Raw genomic sequence first — 14611 nt, 5'->3', positions numbered from 1 at the left:
AGAGGAACGAGGCTTCAAGATGGTTTACCGCACAGCACAACACCGCGATAAACGCGTTGCTTGAATTCATTTTCAGAGGACTATTTGTCGATGTAGGACAAATCGCTTCCATTCGTGGGGCGGGAGGTTAAACGCTGTGCCTGACAGGAGTCAAGTTGCTTAGTTCCCCGCTGATCCGATGTTGTTTTGGCCAGGCTGGATGGCATTTTGGTCGAAGCTGACAGCTTGATCAGGAATGTCTGGCGAGTTAAACCCCACGGTCAACCCGCGAGCATCGGGTAGGTAAACAAACTGAAATGCACCAGATTCAAGCCGAAGTGCGTGGCGATGGCTGCGGCCAGCCCGCCGTACCGGTAGGCCAGACCGTAGCCAATGCCGGCGATGGTTGCCAGGAGTATCCATTGCCATCCCGCGCCCCAGTGGGCAAGGCCGAATAGCAGGGTCGCGAGTAGCAGCGCGAAGTGTTCGCCGTAGGGCAGGTGTTTGAGTCGTTGGCTCAGGCCGCCCTGTATATAGCCGCGGAACAGGGCTTCTTCTACCAGGGTGACTAATAGCAGGTTGTTGAGGACCCAGATGCGCGCGACGTCGGGCCATTTGGGGGCCCATTCGATGATGCCCAGCAGCCAGGCGCAGGTGAAGGTGGCGACTGCGGTGAGTGTCAGGGCGATGGCGCTGGTTTTCAGGGTTGGGCTGAAGGCGCGTTGGGCGATGAGCCGGGGGCAGGCGAGCAGCAGCCAGAAGCCGAGCAGGGGTTTGTCGAGGTTGAGGTACATCGAGAAGGGGACGGCGTTTTCGCGCAGGCGTTGGGGCTCGATGACCTGGGCGTTGTGGAAGCCGGGCAGGTAGTGGAGGGCCAGGGCGATTGCTGTGAGAACGAACAGGCTGTGGCCTAGGTAGCGGGCGTAGCGGTGGTTTTGTGGCTGGACGGCGAAGCCGGCTAGCAGGAGCAGGGTGATGGGGATGCTGGCCTGGAGGGACAGTTGACCGTAGGTGAGCGCCAGGACGTAGCCGGCGGTGAGGAGTGTCAGGTATGGCCAGGGCATTACGAGCATGAACATTTCCTTGTTTCAGGTTAGCTCGCTTTAGTGTGGGGCATTTAGGCAGATAGGGTCGTGGCTCCTGCATTTCAAAATTGAAGACGACACCGAGTACTAGCTGCGGTTTGACCCAAGCACCGGTGCTTTTAATAGCGCGAATACTGAGCACAGGGATATATCGTTAACCTCCATCGCGAGCAAGCTTGCACCTACAGTGGATTGGGTTTGGTCGTGGGAGATTGGTTGGCTGTGAGGGCGCCATCGCCAGCAGGCTGGCTCCCACAGTGGTTCGAGTGCATTCAAGTCATTGGTTGAAAGGGCTCCAGGCGCCGTTACCGAAGAAACAGGGCCTGAAGCACCAACATCGTCCGCAGTTACGAAGCAATCAACTGGCGCAGCACGTAATGCAAAATCCCTCCCGATTTAAAGTACTCAACCTCATTTAGCGTATCAATCCGGCACAGCACATCGACCTTCTCGCGGCTGCCGTTTTCCCGGGTGATGACCAGGGTCAGGTTCATGCGCGGTGTGAGTTCGACGCCGGTCAGGCCGAGGATGTCGAGGGTTTCCTTGCCGGTGAGGTTGAGGCTTTTGCGGTTCTGGTCGAGTTTGAATTGCAGGGGCAGTACGCCCATGCCGACCAGGTTGGAACGGTGTATGCGTTCGAAGCTTTCGGCGATGACGGCTTTGACGCCCAGCAGGTTGGTGCCTTTGGCGGCCCAGTCGCGGCTGGAGCCGGTGCCGTATTCCTGGCCGGCGATGACGACTAGCGGGGTGCCGGCGGCCTGGTAGCGCATGGCGGCGTCGTAGATCGCGACTTTTTCGCCGGTGGGGATATAGATCGTGTTGCCGCCTTCTTCGCCGCCGAGCATTTCGTTGCGGATGCGAATGTTGGCGAAGGTGCCGCGCATCATCACTTCGTGGTTGCCGCGGCGCGAGCCGTAGGAGTTGAAGTCCCGGGGATCCACGCCTTTGCTGCGCAGGTATTGGCCGGCGGGGCTGTCGACCTTGATGTTGCCGGCGGGGGAGATGTGGTCGGTGGTGACGGAGTCGCCGAGCATGGCGAGGACCCGGGCGCCGGCGACATCCTTGACCACCGGAGGCGGGCCGCCGATGTCGTCGAAGAACGGTGGGTGCTGGATGTAGGTGGAGTCGGCCTGCCAGACGTAGGTGGCGGCTTGCGGCACTTCGATGGCTTGCCATTGTTCGTCGCCGGCGAACACTTCGGCGTATTCCTTGTGGAACATGGCGGTGTTGACCTGGCTCACGGCGTCGGCGATTTCCTGGGTGCTGGGCCAGATGTCACGCAGGTAGACCGGGTTGCCGTCGTGGTCGTTGCCCAGGGGTTCGCTGCTGATGTCGGTGCGCACGGTGCCGGCCAGCGCGTAGGCGACCACCAGTGGCGGTGAGGCGAGCCAGTTGGTTTTCACCAGTGGGTGCACGCGGCCTTCGAAGTTGCGGTTGCCGGACAGCACGGAGGCGACGGTGAGGTCGGCTTTCTGGATGGCTTTTTCGATCGGTTCCGGCAGTGGGCCGGAGTTGCCGATGCAGGTGGTGCAGCCGTAGCCGACCAGGGCGAAGCCGAGTTGGTCGAGGTATTGGGTCAGGCCTGCGGCCTTGTAGTAGTCGGTGACGACTTTCGAGCCGGGGGCCAGGGAGGTTTTGACCCAGGGTTTGCGGGTCAGGCCTTTTTCCACGGCTTTTTTCGCCACCAGGCCGGCGGCCATCATCACGCTGGGGTTGGAGGTGTTGGTGCAGGAGGTGATGGCGGCGATGACCACGGCGCCGTTTTTCAGGCGATAGGTGTGGCCGTCGTATTCGTAATCGGTTTCGCCGACCAGGTCGGCGTTGCCCACGGCCACGCCACCGCCGCCTTCACTTTCCAGGCGACCTTCTTCTTTGCTGGTGGGTTTGAATTGCAGGTCGATGAAGTCGCTGAAGGCCTGGGCGACGTTGGGCAGCGAGACGCGGTCTTGCGGGCGTTTGGGCCCGGCGAGGCTGGCTTCGACGCTGGACATGTCCAGGGCCAGGCTGTCGGTGAACGCCGGTTCCTTGCCCGGCAGGCGCCACAGGCCCTGGGTTTTGCAGTAGGCCTCGACCAGCTTGACGGTTTCTGGCGGGCGGCCCGAGAGGCGCAGGTAGTCGAGGGTGACGTCGTCCACCGGGAAGAAGCCGCAGGTGGCGCCGTATTCCGGGGCCATGTTGGCGATGGTCGCGCGGTCGGCCAGGGGCAGGTCGGCGAGGCCGTCGCCGTAGAATTCGACGAATTTGCCGACCACGCCTTTCTTGCGCAGCATCTGGGTGACGGTGAGCACCAGGTCGGTGGCGGTGATGCCTTCCTTGAGCTTGCCGGTGAGTTTGAAGCCGATGACTTCCGGAATCAGCATGGATACCGGTTGGCCGAGCATCGCCGCTTCCGCTTCGATGCCGCCGACGCCCCAGCCGAGTACGCCGAGGCCGTTGATCATGGTGGTGTGAGAGTCGGTGCCGACCAGGGTGTCGGGGAAGGCGTAGGTGCGGCCGTCTTCATCTTTGGTCCAGACGGTGCGCCCCAGGTACTCGAGGTTGACCTGGTGGCAGATGCCGGTGCCCGGTGGCACGACGCTGAAGTTGTCGAAGGCGCTCTGGCCCCAACGGAGGAAGGCGTAGCGTTCGCCGTTGCGCTGCATTTCGATGTCGACGTTCTGCTCGAAGGCGCTGGCGGTGCCGAATTTGTCGACCATCACCGAGTGGTCGATGACCAGGTCCACGGGGGACAGCGGGTTGATGCGTTGCGGGTCGCCGCCGGCCTTGGCCATGGCGGCGCGCATGGCGGCCAGGTCGACCACGGCGGGGACGCCGGTAAAGTCCTGCATCAGTACGCGGGCGGGGCGGTACTGGATTTCCCGATCGGAGCGGCGCTCTTTGAGCCAGGCAGCAATGGCCTTGAGGTCGGCGCCGGTGACGGTCTTTTCATCTTCCCAGCGCAGCAGGTTTTCCAGCAGTACTTTCAACGACATGGGCAGTTTGTCGAGGTCACCGAGGCTCTTGGCGGCGTCGGGCAGACTGAAATAATGGTAGGTCTTGTCGTCGACTTGCAGGGTCTTGAGGGTTTTCAGGCTATCGAGGGACGGCATTACGATCACTCCTTTTGATCCGCACGGCTACGGACTGAGGGGACGAACTGAGGTCTTAACCTAGTCCTGTTTGCGGCTTAACGCTAATAACTGGACTCTATGGACAGGTCCAAGGTTCCGAACTCGGCTATCATGCGCCGGTTTTCGTGACAGGCTTTGCTTCAACGCAAGCCTGGGCATCGCGCAGTGGCTGAATTCCTCGCCATCTGCCCAGGAGTAATAATGAACACCCTCTTTATGCATTGCCGGCCGGGCTTCGAAGGCGAAGTCTGCTCCGAGATTTCCGAGCATGCGGCCCGTTTGAACGTGGCCGGTTATGCCAAGGCCAAGACTGCCAGCGCCTTTGCCGAATTTATCTGCACCGAGGAAGACGGCGCCGAGCGCCTGATGCGCGGGCAACGGTTTGCCGATTTGATTTTCCCGCGCCAGTGGGCTCGCGGGATGTTTATCGAGCTGCCGGAAACGGATCGTATCAGTGTGATCCTGGCGCACATGGCTGACTTTCCGCTGTGTGGCAGTCTGTGGCTGGAGATGGTTGATACCAACGATGGCAAGGAGCTGTCGAATTTCTGCAAGAAGTTCGAAGTGCATTTGCGCAAGGCGCTGATGGCGGCGGGCAAGCTGGTGGAAGACCCGCTCAAACCGCGGTTGCTGCTGACGTTCAAGAGTGGGCGCGAAGTGTTCATGGGGCTGGCGGAGTCGAACAATTCGGCGATGTGGCCGATGGGCATTCCACGGTTGAAGTTTCCCCGCGAGGCGCCGAGTCGTTCGACGTTGAAGCTGGAGGAGGCGTGGCACCACTTTATCCCGCGGGATCAGTGGGATGAGCGGTTGCACAGTGACATGACCGGTGTTGACCTGGGTGCAGCGCCGGGCGGCTGGACCTGGCAGCTGGTGAACCGCGGCATGCTGGTGACGGCGATCGATAACGGGCCGATGTCGGAAAGCCTGATGGAAACCGGGTTGGTGCAGCATTTGATGGCGGATGGTTTTACCTTCAAGCCCAAGCAGCCGGTGGACTGGATGGTGTGTGACATCGTCGAGAAGCCGGCGCGCAATGCGGCGATGCTGGAGGAGTGGATTGGCGAGGGGCATTGCCGTGAGGCGGTGGTGAACCTGAAGTTGCCGATGAAGCAGCGCTATGCCGAGGTAAAGCGCTTGCTGGAGCGGATTGCCGAGGGCTTCAAGGCGCGGGGCATTCGGGTGGAGATTGGCTGCAAGCAGCTGTATCACGACCGGGAAGAGGTGACCTGTCATTTGCGCAGGATTGATGTAAAGAAGCCCAAATCCCGCTAACCCCACACCCCGTAGGAGCTGCCGAAGGCTGCGATCTTTTGATCTTGATCTTCAGCAACCTTGAAAGATCAAGATCAAGATCACGATCAAAAGATCGCAGCCTTCGGCAGCTCCTACGGGGGAGCGTGTTACGCCACAGATGACCGAACACCCGACATTGCGCGACAATGTCGGCCAGTTTCAGGAGTGAATCATGAGTGAAATGCTTGATACGCCGGTCGACGGCACCCTCGACGCCACCGGCCTCAACTGCCCGGAACCGGTGATGATGTTGCACCAGCACATCCGTGACCTGGTGCCTGGCGGTCTGCTGAAGGTGATTGCCACCGACCCGTCGACCCGGCGTGACATTCCCAAGTTTTGTGTGTTCCTCGACCATGAACTGGTTGGGCAGCATGAAGAGGCAGGGACCTACCTCTACTGGATTCGCAAGAAACTCGCTTAAGCAGCTCGCTTGAGCATGGATGAGCACCTTGTGGGAGCTGGCTTGCCAGCGATAGCGATGGTGAATGTGACACCGCCATCGCTGGCAAGCCAGGCTCCCACAGGGCGCGCGGGTGTTTGTTGGATTGTGCAACGCCACAAATCTGTGGGAGCTGGCTTGCCAGCGATGGCGATGGTGAATGTGGCACCGTCATCGCTGGCAAGCCAGGTTTCTACAGGGTGATGCGGATGCGGCGGCGGGCGCTGCGGGTCAGGCGGATGGAGAGCATCAGTGCGGCGCAGCTCAGGCCGACGATCAGGCCTTGCCATAGCCCGCTCGGGCCGCTTGGTTCGCCGAACCAGTGAGTGAGGCCTAGCGCGTAGCCCACGGGCAAACCAATGCCCCAGTAGGCGAACAGGGTCAGGATCATCGTTACCCGGGTGTCCTGATAGCCGCGCAGGGCGCCGGCTGCGGTGACCTGGATTGCGTCGGAGAACTGGAACAGCGCCGAATACACGATCAGCATCGCCGCAACATGAATCACCGTCGGGTCCGAGGTGTAGATGGTCGCGATCTGCTCGCGCAGCAACAACATCATGCTCGCCGAAATGCACGCATACGCCAGCGCGGTGCCCATGCCGACGCCGGCGGCGAACCTTGCTTCGCGCGGTTGCTCGCGCCCGAGGGCCTGGCCGACGCGTACGGTGACGGCCATGCCGAGGGAGTAGGGGATCATGAACACCAGGGAGCTGAAGTTGAGGGCGATCTGGTGCCCGGCTACTACGGTCGCGCCGAGGCTGCCGATCAGCAGGGCGATCACGGCGAAGATGCTCGACTCGGCAAACACCGCGATGCCGATTGGCAGGCCGATGGAGAGCAGGCGCTTGATCACCGGCCACTGCGGCCAGTCGAAGCGGCTGAACAACTGGCTCGACTGATAGGCCGGCGCCCAGCGTTCCCAGCCGGCCATGCCCAGGGCCATCACCCACATCACGATCGCCGTGGCCCAGCCGCAGCCAACGCCGCCCATGGCCGGTACGCCAAAGTGGCCATAGATGAAGATGTAGTTGAGCGGGATGTTCAGTGCCAGGCCGCACAAGCCCAGGACCATGGCCGGGCGGGTGCGTCCCAGGCCGTCGCTGAAGCAGCGCAGCACGTGATAAAACGCAACCGCAGGCAGGCCGCTGGCAATGCCGTGCAGGTATTGCATGCAGGGGCCGATGAGTTCGGGGTCGACGTTCATCAGGTGCAGGATCGGCTCGGCGCTGAGCAGCATGCCGGTGGCCATCAAACCTACGACCAGTGCGAGCCACAGCGCCTGGCGCACGATCGGGCCGATTTCACTGTGGGTGCCGGCGCCAAAGCGCTGGGCGACTTTCGGGGTGGTGGCGAGCAGGGTGCCGGTCATCAGCAGGAACACCGGGACCCAGATCGAGTTACCCAGGGCCACCGCCGCCAGATCCCGCGGCCCGACCCGGCCGGCCATCACGGCGTCGACGAAACCCATGGCAGTGGTGGCCAGCTGCGCGATCATGATAGGCAGGGCCAGGCCCAGCAGGTTTTTCAGCTCCAGGCGCACCCGGGCCGGGCGGGAGAGGGGGGTGGTAGAGGCGTGGTCAGTGGCGGAATTCAAGGCGTAACGTCCAAAGGTATTGATGCGCGAGGCGGGGCATTCTACGCGTTGACGCAGTGGTCAGGAAAATAGCTATGTTGGGGATTTGTAATTGCACAAAAACCATTCCCTCATCCCGCCACAGTCCCCGTAGGAGCTGCCGAAGGCTGCGATCTTTTGATCTTTGCTTCGACGGGTTCGAATGCCCCGAAGATCAAGGTCAAAAGATCGCAGCCTTCGGCAGCTCCTACGGGGGTGGGTGGTTAGTTGGAATGTCCTGGGATCAACATCAAAAGATCGCAGCCTTCGGCAGCTCCTACGGGTGGTGAGGGATCGGTGCTAGGCGGTGGGTGGTATCTGCGCCTACACTGCCGATCCCCCAAAGGAGCCCATCATGCTGATCGTTGCCGACGAAAATATCCCGCTACTCGATGCCTTTTTCGAATCCTTCGGTGAGATCCGCCGGGTACCGGGGCGGTCGATCGATCGCGCCACGGTTGAACAGGCTGACGTGTTGCTGGTGCGTTCCGTGACCAACGTCAACCGCGCTTTGCTCGAAGGCAGCAAGGTGCGGTTTGTCGGGACCTGCACCATAGGCACCGATCACCTTGACCTGGACTACTTCCAGCAAGCCGGCATCAGCTGGTCGAGCGCTCCGGGCTGCAACGCCCGGGGCGTGGTCGACTATGTGCTGGGCAGCCTGTTGACCCTGGCCGAGATCGAAGGCGCGGACCTCAAGCAGCGCACTTATGGCGTGGTGGGTGCCGGTGAAGTGGGCGGTCGCCTGGTTGAAGTGCTGAAGGGCCTGGGCTGGAACGTGCTGGTCTGCGACCCGCCGCGCCAGAGCGCTGAGGGCGGTGATTTTGTCAGCCTGGAGCAGATCATCGAGCGCTGCGATGTCATCAGCCTGCACACCCCCCTGAAAAAACATGGCGCGCAGTCCACCTGGCACCTGTTCGACCGCGATCGCCTGAGCCAGCTCAAACCCGGCACCTGGCTGATCAACGCCAGCCGCGGCCCGGTGGTCGACAACGCGGCCCTGCGCAACGTGCTGCTGCAGCGCGAAGACCTGCAGGCGGTGCTGGATGTCTGGGAAGGTGAGCCTGAGGTGGATGTGGCGCTGGCGGATTTGTGCGTGTTGGCCACGCCGCACATTGCCGGTTACAGCCTCGATGGCAAGCAACGCGGCACGGCGCAGATCTATCAGGCGTTTTGCGATTTCCTTGGGCAGCCGGCGACGGTCAGCCTGGGTGAGCTGTTGCCGGCGCCCTGGTTGGCGCAGGTCACCCTCAACGCCCAGACCGACCCGGCCTGGGCGCTGGCGATGTTGTGCCGCGGGGTGTACGACCCACGCCGTGATGATGCGGATTTCCGTCGCAGCCTTGTAGGCAGTGTGAGCGAGCAGCGTGCGGCGTTTGATGCCCTGCGCAAGCATTACCCGTTGCGCCGGGAGATTGATGGGCTGCAGGTGCGGGTTGAGGGGGAGTCTGTGGAGTTGCAAAAGATCGTGGCGGCATTAGGGGCCACCTCAATCCCGGCGTAGCGCCTACCTTCCCGTAGGAGCTGCCGAAGGCTGCGATCTTTGGATCTGGTTCTTGATTGTAAAAAACCAGAAGCAAGATCAAAAGATCGCAGCCTACGGCAGCTCCTACGGGGGTATGCCATAAACCGCCCATAAAAAACCCGGCCATCAGGGCCGGGTCAAGAAGACGGGCTATATCAATCTTGTTTGGCAGGCTCGACCAATCGCTTCTCCAAGTCGCGGCAAGCGTCCTGGATCATGTCTTCAGTGATTGGCACTTCGCGCCCCTGCTCGTCGATAATCGAGCAAGCCAGAGACTGGCCGGGCTGTGTACGAATCACTTCAATCTTGTCTTCGCTGCTGTGTTGCAAGGACATGGCCTGTCTCCTCATCAGGTTGTGTGCTTACTATAAAACCGCCTGGTGACCGGGCTGTGACAGTCCCTGCGGTCTTTCCTGAACGGCATCGACAGTCCACCAGAAATAACGCAGGGTTGCCACCCGGACTTTAGACCAATAGCGTCTAGCGCCTAGGCCTTGCGGTCATAATTAACCTGACTCATTGTGATTTACACAAGTTCCCTTCAAACCACCGCGCCGTGGCGCACCTGGATGATTTTGATGCTTTCTGCCCGTCACCGCCGTGCCATTCGCCTGACCAGTCGTTTTCTCGCACCGTACCGCTGGCCAGCCCTCGGCGCGTTGTTGGCGCTGATTGCCACGGCTGGCATCACCCTGTCCATGGGGCAGGGCATTCGACTGCTGGTGGATCAGGGGTTCATGACCCAGTCACCGCATCTGCTCAATCAATCCATCGGCCTGTTCATGTTGCTGGTGGGGGGCTTGGCGGTCGGCACCTTTGCGCGTTTTTACCTGGTGTCGTGGATCGGCGAGCGGGTGGTCGCGGACATTCGCCGGCAGGTGTTCAACCACCTCGTCTACCTGCATCCCGGTTTTTATGAGGACAACCGCAGCTCCGAGATCCAGTCGCGCCTGACGGCCGACACCACTTTGCTGCAATCGGTGATCGGCTCTTCGCTGTCGTTGTTCCTGCGTAATTTGTTGATGGTGATCGGCGGGGTGATCCTGCTGTTCATCACCAACCCCAAACTCACCAGCATCGTGGTGGTCGCCTTGCCGCTGGTGATTGCGCCGATCCTGATCTTCGGTCGCCGGGTGCGCAGCCTGTCGCGCATGAGCCAGGACCGCATCGCCGACATCGGCAGCTACGTGTCCGAAACCCTGGGCCAGATCAAGACCGTGCAGGCCTATAACCATCAGGTGCAGGACGAGCAACGGTTTGCCGTGACCGTGGAGCAGGCGTTCGAGACCGCGCGCAAGCGGATCTTCCAGCGCGCCTGGCTGATTACCCTGGTGATCGTGCTGGTGCTGGGGGCGGTGGGCGTGATGTTGTGGGTGGGCGGCATGGACGTGATTGCCGGGCGGATTTCCGCGGGCGAGCTGGCGGCTTTCGTTTTTTACAGCCTGATCGTCGGCAGCGCGTTCGGCACCTTGAGCGAAGTGATTGGTGAACTGCAACGCGCCGCTGGCGCCGCCGAGCGCATTGCCGAGTTACTGCGCTCGGAAAACATCATCCAGCCGCCGACCTCGGGGCTGGTGACCTTGCCCGAGCGGGTCGCCGGCGATCTGGTGCTGGAGGATGTACGTTTTTCCTACCCCTCGCGGCCGGAAAGCTACGCGGTCGATGGCCTGAGCCTGACCATCCATGCCGGCGAAACCCTGGCCCTGGTCGGGCCTTCGGGGGCGGGCAAGTCGACGGTGTATGACCTGCTGCTGCGCTTCTACGACCCCATCGCCGGGCGCATCCTGCTCGATGGCGTGCCACTGACCCAGCTCGACCCCCTGGACCTGCGCCGCTGCTTCGCGCTGGTGTCGCAGAACCCGGCGCTGTTTTACGGCAGCGTTGAAGAGAACATCCGCTATGGCCGGCCGGACGCCACCCTGGCCCAGGTGCAGGAAGCGGCGAAAATCGCCTATGCCCACGACTTCATCGAACAGATGCCCGACGGCTACCAGACCCACCTCGGCGACGGCGGCCTGGGCTTGTCTGGCGGCCAGCGCCAACGCCTGGCCATCGCCCGCGCGCTGCTGGTGGACGCCCCCATCCTGCTGCTCGACGAAGCCACCAGCGCCCTCGATGCCCAGAGCGAACACCTGATTCAGCAAGCGCTGCCCAGCCTGATGAAAAACCGCACCACCCTGGTCATCGCCCACCGCCTGGCCACGGTGAAAAACGCCGACCGTATCGCGGTGATGGATCAGGGCAAATTGGTCGCCGTGGGGACGCATCAGGAGCTGATCGCAGGGAATGCGCTGTATGCGCGGTTGGCGGCGTTGCAGTTCAGTGATGGGCATGACGGGGCGTGAATGAGAGCTGCTGAATGGAGTCGGGTTCGGGCATTATGTGGGCCTCTGTTGCTAGCCTGGATGAGGATATGAGCCGTTACCAACCACCGTTGACCCCGACGACCAACATGCTGGGCCTGATCGCGCAGATCAGCGAACAGATCGGTCAGCTCGCGGCCTTGGATGAACGCCTGCAAACTCCTCAATTGCGGCGCAGCAATCGCATTCGTACGATTCAGGCTTCGCTGGCCATCGAGAACAACACCCTCAGTGTCGAGCAGGTCACGGCCGTTCTGGCCGGGCAGCGAGTACTTGGCCTGCCTCGTGAAATCCAGGAAGTACGTAACGCCTTTGCAGCGTATGAAGCCATGCCTGATTGGACGTCGAGCAGCCGCGCCGACCTGTTGCACGCGCATGAGTTGCTGATGGGTGGCTTGATTGATGACTGCGGGCGGTTCCGCCAGGCCGGTGTAGGGATTCACCGAGGCGAGAAGTTGGTCCACATGGCGCCGCCGCCAAGCCGTGTTTCGCACCTGATAGACGATCTGCTGGCATGGCTCGGCGCGTCAGATTGGCATCCGCTGATCGTCAGTTGCGTGTTTCATTACGAGTTCGAGTTTATCCACCCTTTTGCCGACGGCAACGGTCGGATGGGGCGACTCTGGCAAACCTTGATACTCAGCCAGTGGCGACCGGTATTGGCGTACTTGCCTGTCGAGGCCGTGATTCGAGAGCAGCAGGATGATTATTACGCTGCACTGTCGGCGGCGGATCAGATGGCTGAATCCACGCCTTTTGTCGAGTTCATGCTTCAGGCGTTGAGTGTTGCACTTGCCGAAGCGGCTCGGAGCGAGGCAGCGACCGACCAAGTAACCGACTATGTAAGCGACCAAGTAACCGACCAAGTAGCCAGGCTGCTAACGGTTCTGCGTGGATCCCCAGCGCTCAAAGTAAATGATCTGATGGCGGCGCTCGTTCTGGTTCATAAAGCGACCTTTCGTGCCAACTATCTTAAACCAGCGTTGGCTTTGAGCCTGATTGAAATGACAGATCCCGATTCCCCCCGCAGTCCTGCCCAGAGGTACCGCCTCACCGAAACCGGGGAGCGGGCGGCGCGACGGAAACCCAAATAGATTTCGCAGATGAAAAAAATGCCCGCATTTCGCAATGCGGGCATTTTTTTCAGCGGATCAATCCACCCTCACTGATCATCAAAATACCGCTCATGCCAATCCACCAGCGGCTGCGGCGAATTCAGCTTCTGCCCGTAGATCACCGAATACGACAACACGTTCTGCACGTACTGCCGGGTTTCATCGAACGGAATGCTCTCCACCCACACGTCGAAACTCAGGTGATCGGCACCGCGCAGCCACTGGCGTACGCGGCCCGGGCCGGCGTTGTAGGCGGCGGAGGCGAGGACGCGGTTGCCGTTGAACTGGGCGTGGACCTGGCTCAGGTAGGCGGCGCCGAGCTGGATATTCGTGTCCGGGTTGAGCACTTGCTGAGGCGAAGCCAGGGGAATGCTGAACTTGCGTGCAGTTTCCTTGGCGGTGGCTGGCATCAGCTGCATCAGGCCGCTGGCGCCGACGCCGGAGCGGGCGTCGTCCATGAAGGCGCTTTCCTGGCGGGTAATGGCGAAGACCCAGCTCGAATGCAGGCCGCGGACCTTGGCTTCACGCACCAGCGTTTCGCGGTGGGCCATCGGGAAGCGGATATCGAGGTCGTCCCAATACTGCGCCTGGCTGATGGTGCGGATCGCCGGGAAATACCATTTCAGGTCATAGGCCAGTTTGGCCTGGGCGACCATTTCATCGCGGTTGAAGTGGCGGCTGACGTGATACCACTCGCGGCGACCGTCGACGATCTGCCCGCGAGCATGAAACTCCAGCGCACGGCGAATGCCCGGTGTATTGCGCACCTTGTTGATCAGTGCCTGGCTCAACACCAGCGGCTTGTTGTTCAGCGAGTAGGGCGATTGCGAACGATCGGCGGCCAGGAAGCCATAGAAGTCACGCTCGCGGGCCAGGCCCTTGTACAGCGTCTGCGCTTCCGGGTTCTGCGGTTGGGCCAGTTCCAGGCTGCGGGCCTGCCAGTAGCGCCAGCGGTTGGTGGTCGCCAGGTCCTGGGGCAGGCGGCGAGTCAGCTGATAGGCATCATCCCAACGCGCCAGGCGCAGCAACAGGCGCAGGCGCCATTCGGAAACGGTGTTGTCGCGCAGCTCAGGGTCGTACTTGGTCATCACCTCCAGAGCCCGGGCGTCAAACCGGCGGGCGAGGGTCAGGCCGATTTCCCGGGCAATGGCAACTTTTTCATCGCGGGAAAAATGCATGCTGCTGGCATAGCCGTCTAGCAGGGCCATGGCCTTGTCCGGGTCCTGGCGCGCCAGGCGGCGCAGGCCAAGGCTGACGACGTCGGACATCGGCTCATCGGCCGGGGCGAAGCGTGACGGCTGGTTGAGCAGCTCGGGCTTTTGCGCTACATCCACCAGCAAGCGGCCGCGGGGGGCGAGGGTGGTGAGGCCGTTTACCAGGCTGTTGGCCAGCGGATAGTTGCGCGCCTGGGCCGCGAGCTTGGTGCGCTCCCAGCGTTTCTGTTCAGTCAGTTGACCATCGGCGGCCCACACCCCGAACAAGCCGTCGCAGGCGGCCGGCAGGGATTTACCGGTGAGCCACAGCTTGTTGGCGTTGGCGTAGCCTTCGGATTTCTGGTTGTGACCGATCTGGTATTGCGCGTTCAGGCAATCCAGCTCGGTGAAGTTGAGCTTGGGGTCGTAATACTTGACGAAGGGTGCCCAGTCGCCGCGTTCGGCCAGCCAGCGCAACCAGCGCAGTTTCATCCAGTTGGCCTGGGGCAGGTCACCGTGCTCGGCGAGGAATTTCTCGATTTCGGCATTGCTGGCGGTTTTCAGGCGCGCGGTCAGTTCGTCATACGCCAGGTAAGGTTCCAGCGGATAATCGGCCAGGGCCTGGCTGTAGCGCATATAAGGGCCAGTATCGCCCTTGGCCAGCGCGCGCTTGGCTTCGTCGTAGTATTGGCGCTGGGTGGACAGGTCCACCGCCTGGGCTGATTGGATGGCAGAGGCAGAAAGAAGCAAACATGAAAAAAGACTGAAAAGGCGACTGCGCATGAGACATCCGGGCAGAGAAATCATGACAAGTGCGGGCAGGACCCACACTGAATAATCTGTAGCTTAGCCTTTTGCCGGCGACCGGCGAAAGCTTTGCCGGCCTCTTGG

General features: G+C 61.5%; 10 protein-coding genes. 5 read left to right on the top strand and 5 right to left on the bottom strand.

Annotation, left to right across the window (positions count from 1 at the left end; genetic code table 11):
- Window positions 1-260: 260 nt before the first annotated feature.
- Window positions 261-1052: a CPBP family intramembrane glutamic endopeptidase gene (locus tag H7698_RS02345; RefSeq protein WP_194690449.1), complete on the bottom strand. Its 792-nt coding sequence runs from the start codon at window positions 1050-1052 to the stop codon at window positions 261-263.
- 359 nt (window positions 1053-1411) lie between these two features.
- Entirely contained in the window at window positions 1412-4153 is a 2742-nt protein-coding gene (acnA, locus tag H7698_RS02340; RefSeq protein WP_194690448.1) for an aconitate hydratase AcnA, read from the bottom strand.
- 222 nt (window positions 4154-4375) lie between these two features.
- Between acnA and rlmM the strand changes: the two genes are divergently transcribed.
- Together rlmM and tusA are read left to right on the top strand one after the other, a co-directional pair.
- A complete protein-coding gene (gene rlmM / locus H7698_RS02335; RefSeq protein ID WP_194690447.1) occupies window positions 4376-5449 on the top strand; it encodes a 23S rRNA (cytidine(2498)-2'-O)-methyltransferase RlmM in 1074 nt (357 codons plus the stop codon).
- A gap of 193 nt (window positions 5450-5642) precedes the next feature.
- On the top strand, window positions 5643-5894 hold the full coding sequence (tusA, locus tag H7698_RS02330; protein WP_045062389.1) for a sulfurtransferase TusA: 252 nt from the start codon (window positions 5643-5645) through the stop codon (window positions 5892-5894).
- A gap of 211 nt (window positions 5895-6105) precedes the next feature.
- Here the strand turns inward: tusA and H7698_RS02325 are convergent, their stop codons facing one another.
- Window positions 6106-7506, bottom strand: a complete 1401-nt coding sequence (locus tag H7698_RS02325) for an MATE family efflux transporter (protein ID WP_194690446.1) — start codon at window positions 7504-7506, stop codon at window positions 6106-6108.
- Between the two features lie 373 nt (window positions 7507-7879).
- Here H7698_RS02325 and pdxB point away from each other — a divergent pair, with 373 nt between their 5' ends.
- Entirely contained in the window at window positions 7880-9028 is a 1149-nt protein-coding gene (gene pdxB / locus H7698_RS02320; protein ID WP_194690445.1) for a 4-phosphoerythronate dehydrogenase PdxB, read from the top strand.
- A 176-nt stretch (window positions 9029-9204) separates the two neighbouring features.
- On the opposite strand, the gene H7698_RS02315 is transcribed toward pdxB, so the two are convergent.
- On the bottom strand, window positions 9205-9384 hold the full coding sequence (locus tag H7698_RS02315; protein ID WP_194690444.1) for a PA1571 family protein: 180 nt from the start codon (window positions 9382-9384) through the stop codon (window positions 9205-9207).
- A gap of 234 nt (window positions 9385-9618) precedes the next feature.
- On the opposite strand from H7698_RS02315, the gene H7698_RS02310 reads away from it, so the two are divergent.
- Window positions 9619-11394: an ABC transporter transmembrane domain-containing protein gene (locus tag H7698_RS02310; protein ID WP_194690443.1), complete on the top strand. Its 1776-nt coding sequence runs from the start codon at window positions 9619-9621 to the stop codon at window positions 11392-11394.
- A 68-nt stretch (window positions 11395-11462) separates the two neighbouring features.
- Entirely contained in the window at window positions 11463-12506 is a 1044-nt protein-coding gene (locus tag H7698_RS02305) for a Fic family protein (protein ID WP_194690768.1), read from the top strand.
- A 68-nt stretch (window positions 12507-12574) separates the two neighbouring features.
- Here the strand turns inward: H7698_RS02305 and H7698_RS02300 are convergent, their stop codons facing one another.
- Window positions 12575-14503: a transglycosylase SLT domain-containing protein gene (locus tag H7698_RS02300; protein WP_194690442.1), complete on the bottom strand. Its 1929-nt coding sequence runs from the start codon at window positions 14501-14503 to the stop codon at window positions 12575-12577.
- Window positions 14504-14611: the final 108 nt, after the last annotated feature.

Origin of the sequence: Pseudomonas sp. p50(2008) (assembly GCF_015351605.1) — a bacterium.
Lineage (GTDB): Bacteria > Pseudomonadota > Gammaproteobacteria > Pseudomonadales > Pseudomonadaceae > Aquipseudomonas.
This window is presented reverse-complemented; position numbering and strand designations above follow the sequence as displayed.

What these genes read in the sequence shown, in the direction of transcription:
- H7698_RS02345 (WP_194690449.1), bottom strand. Translation starts at nt 1,052, where the DNA reads ATGCTCGTAATGCCCTGGCCATACCTGACACTCCTCACCGCCGGCTAC.
- acnA (WP_194690448.1), bottom strand. Translation starts at nt 4,153, where the DNA reads ATGCCGTCCCTCGATAGCCTGAAAACCCTCAAGACCCTGCAAGTCGAC.
- rlmM (WP_194690447.1), top strand. Translation starts at nt 4,376, where the DNA reads ATGAACACCCTCTTTATGCATTGCCGGCCGGGCTTCGAAGGCGAAGTC.
- tusA (WP_045062389.1), top strand. Translation starts at nt 5,643, where the DNA reads ATGAGTGAAATGCTTGATACGCCGGTCGACGGCACCCTCGACGCCACC.
- pdxB (WP_194690445.1), top strand. Translation starts at nt 7,880, where the DNA reads ATGCTGATCGTTGCCGACGAAAATATCCCGCTACTCGATGCCTTTTTC.
- H7698_RS02315 (WP_194690444.1), bottom strand. Translation starts at nt 9,384, where the DNA reads ATGTCCTTGCAACACAGCAGCGAAGACAAGATTGAAGTGATTCGTACA.
- H7698_RS02310 (WP_194690443.1), top strand. Translation starts at nt 9,619, where the DNA reads ATGATTTTGATGCTTTCTGCCCGTCACCGCCGTGCCATTCGCCTGACC.
- H7698_RS02305 (WP_194690768.1), top strand. Translation starts at nt 11,463, where the DNA reads ATGAGCCGTTACCAACCACCGTTGACCCCGACGACCAACATGCTGGGC.
- H7698_RS02300 (WP_194690442.1), bottom strand. Translation starts at nt 14,503, where the DNA reads ATGCGCAGTCGCCTTTTCAGTCTTTTTTCATGTTTGCTTCTTTCTGCC.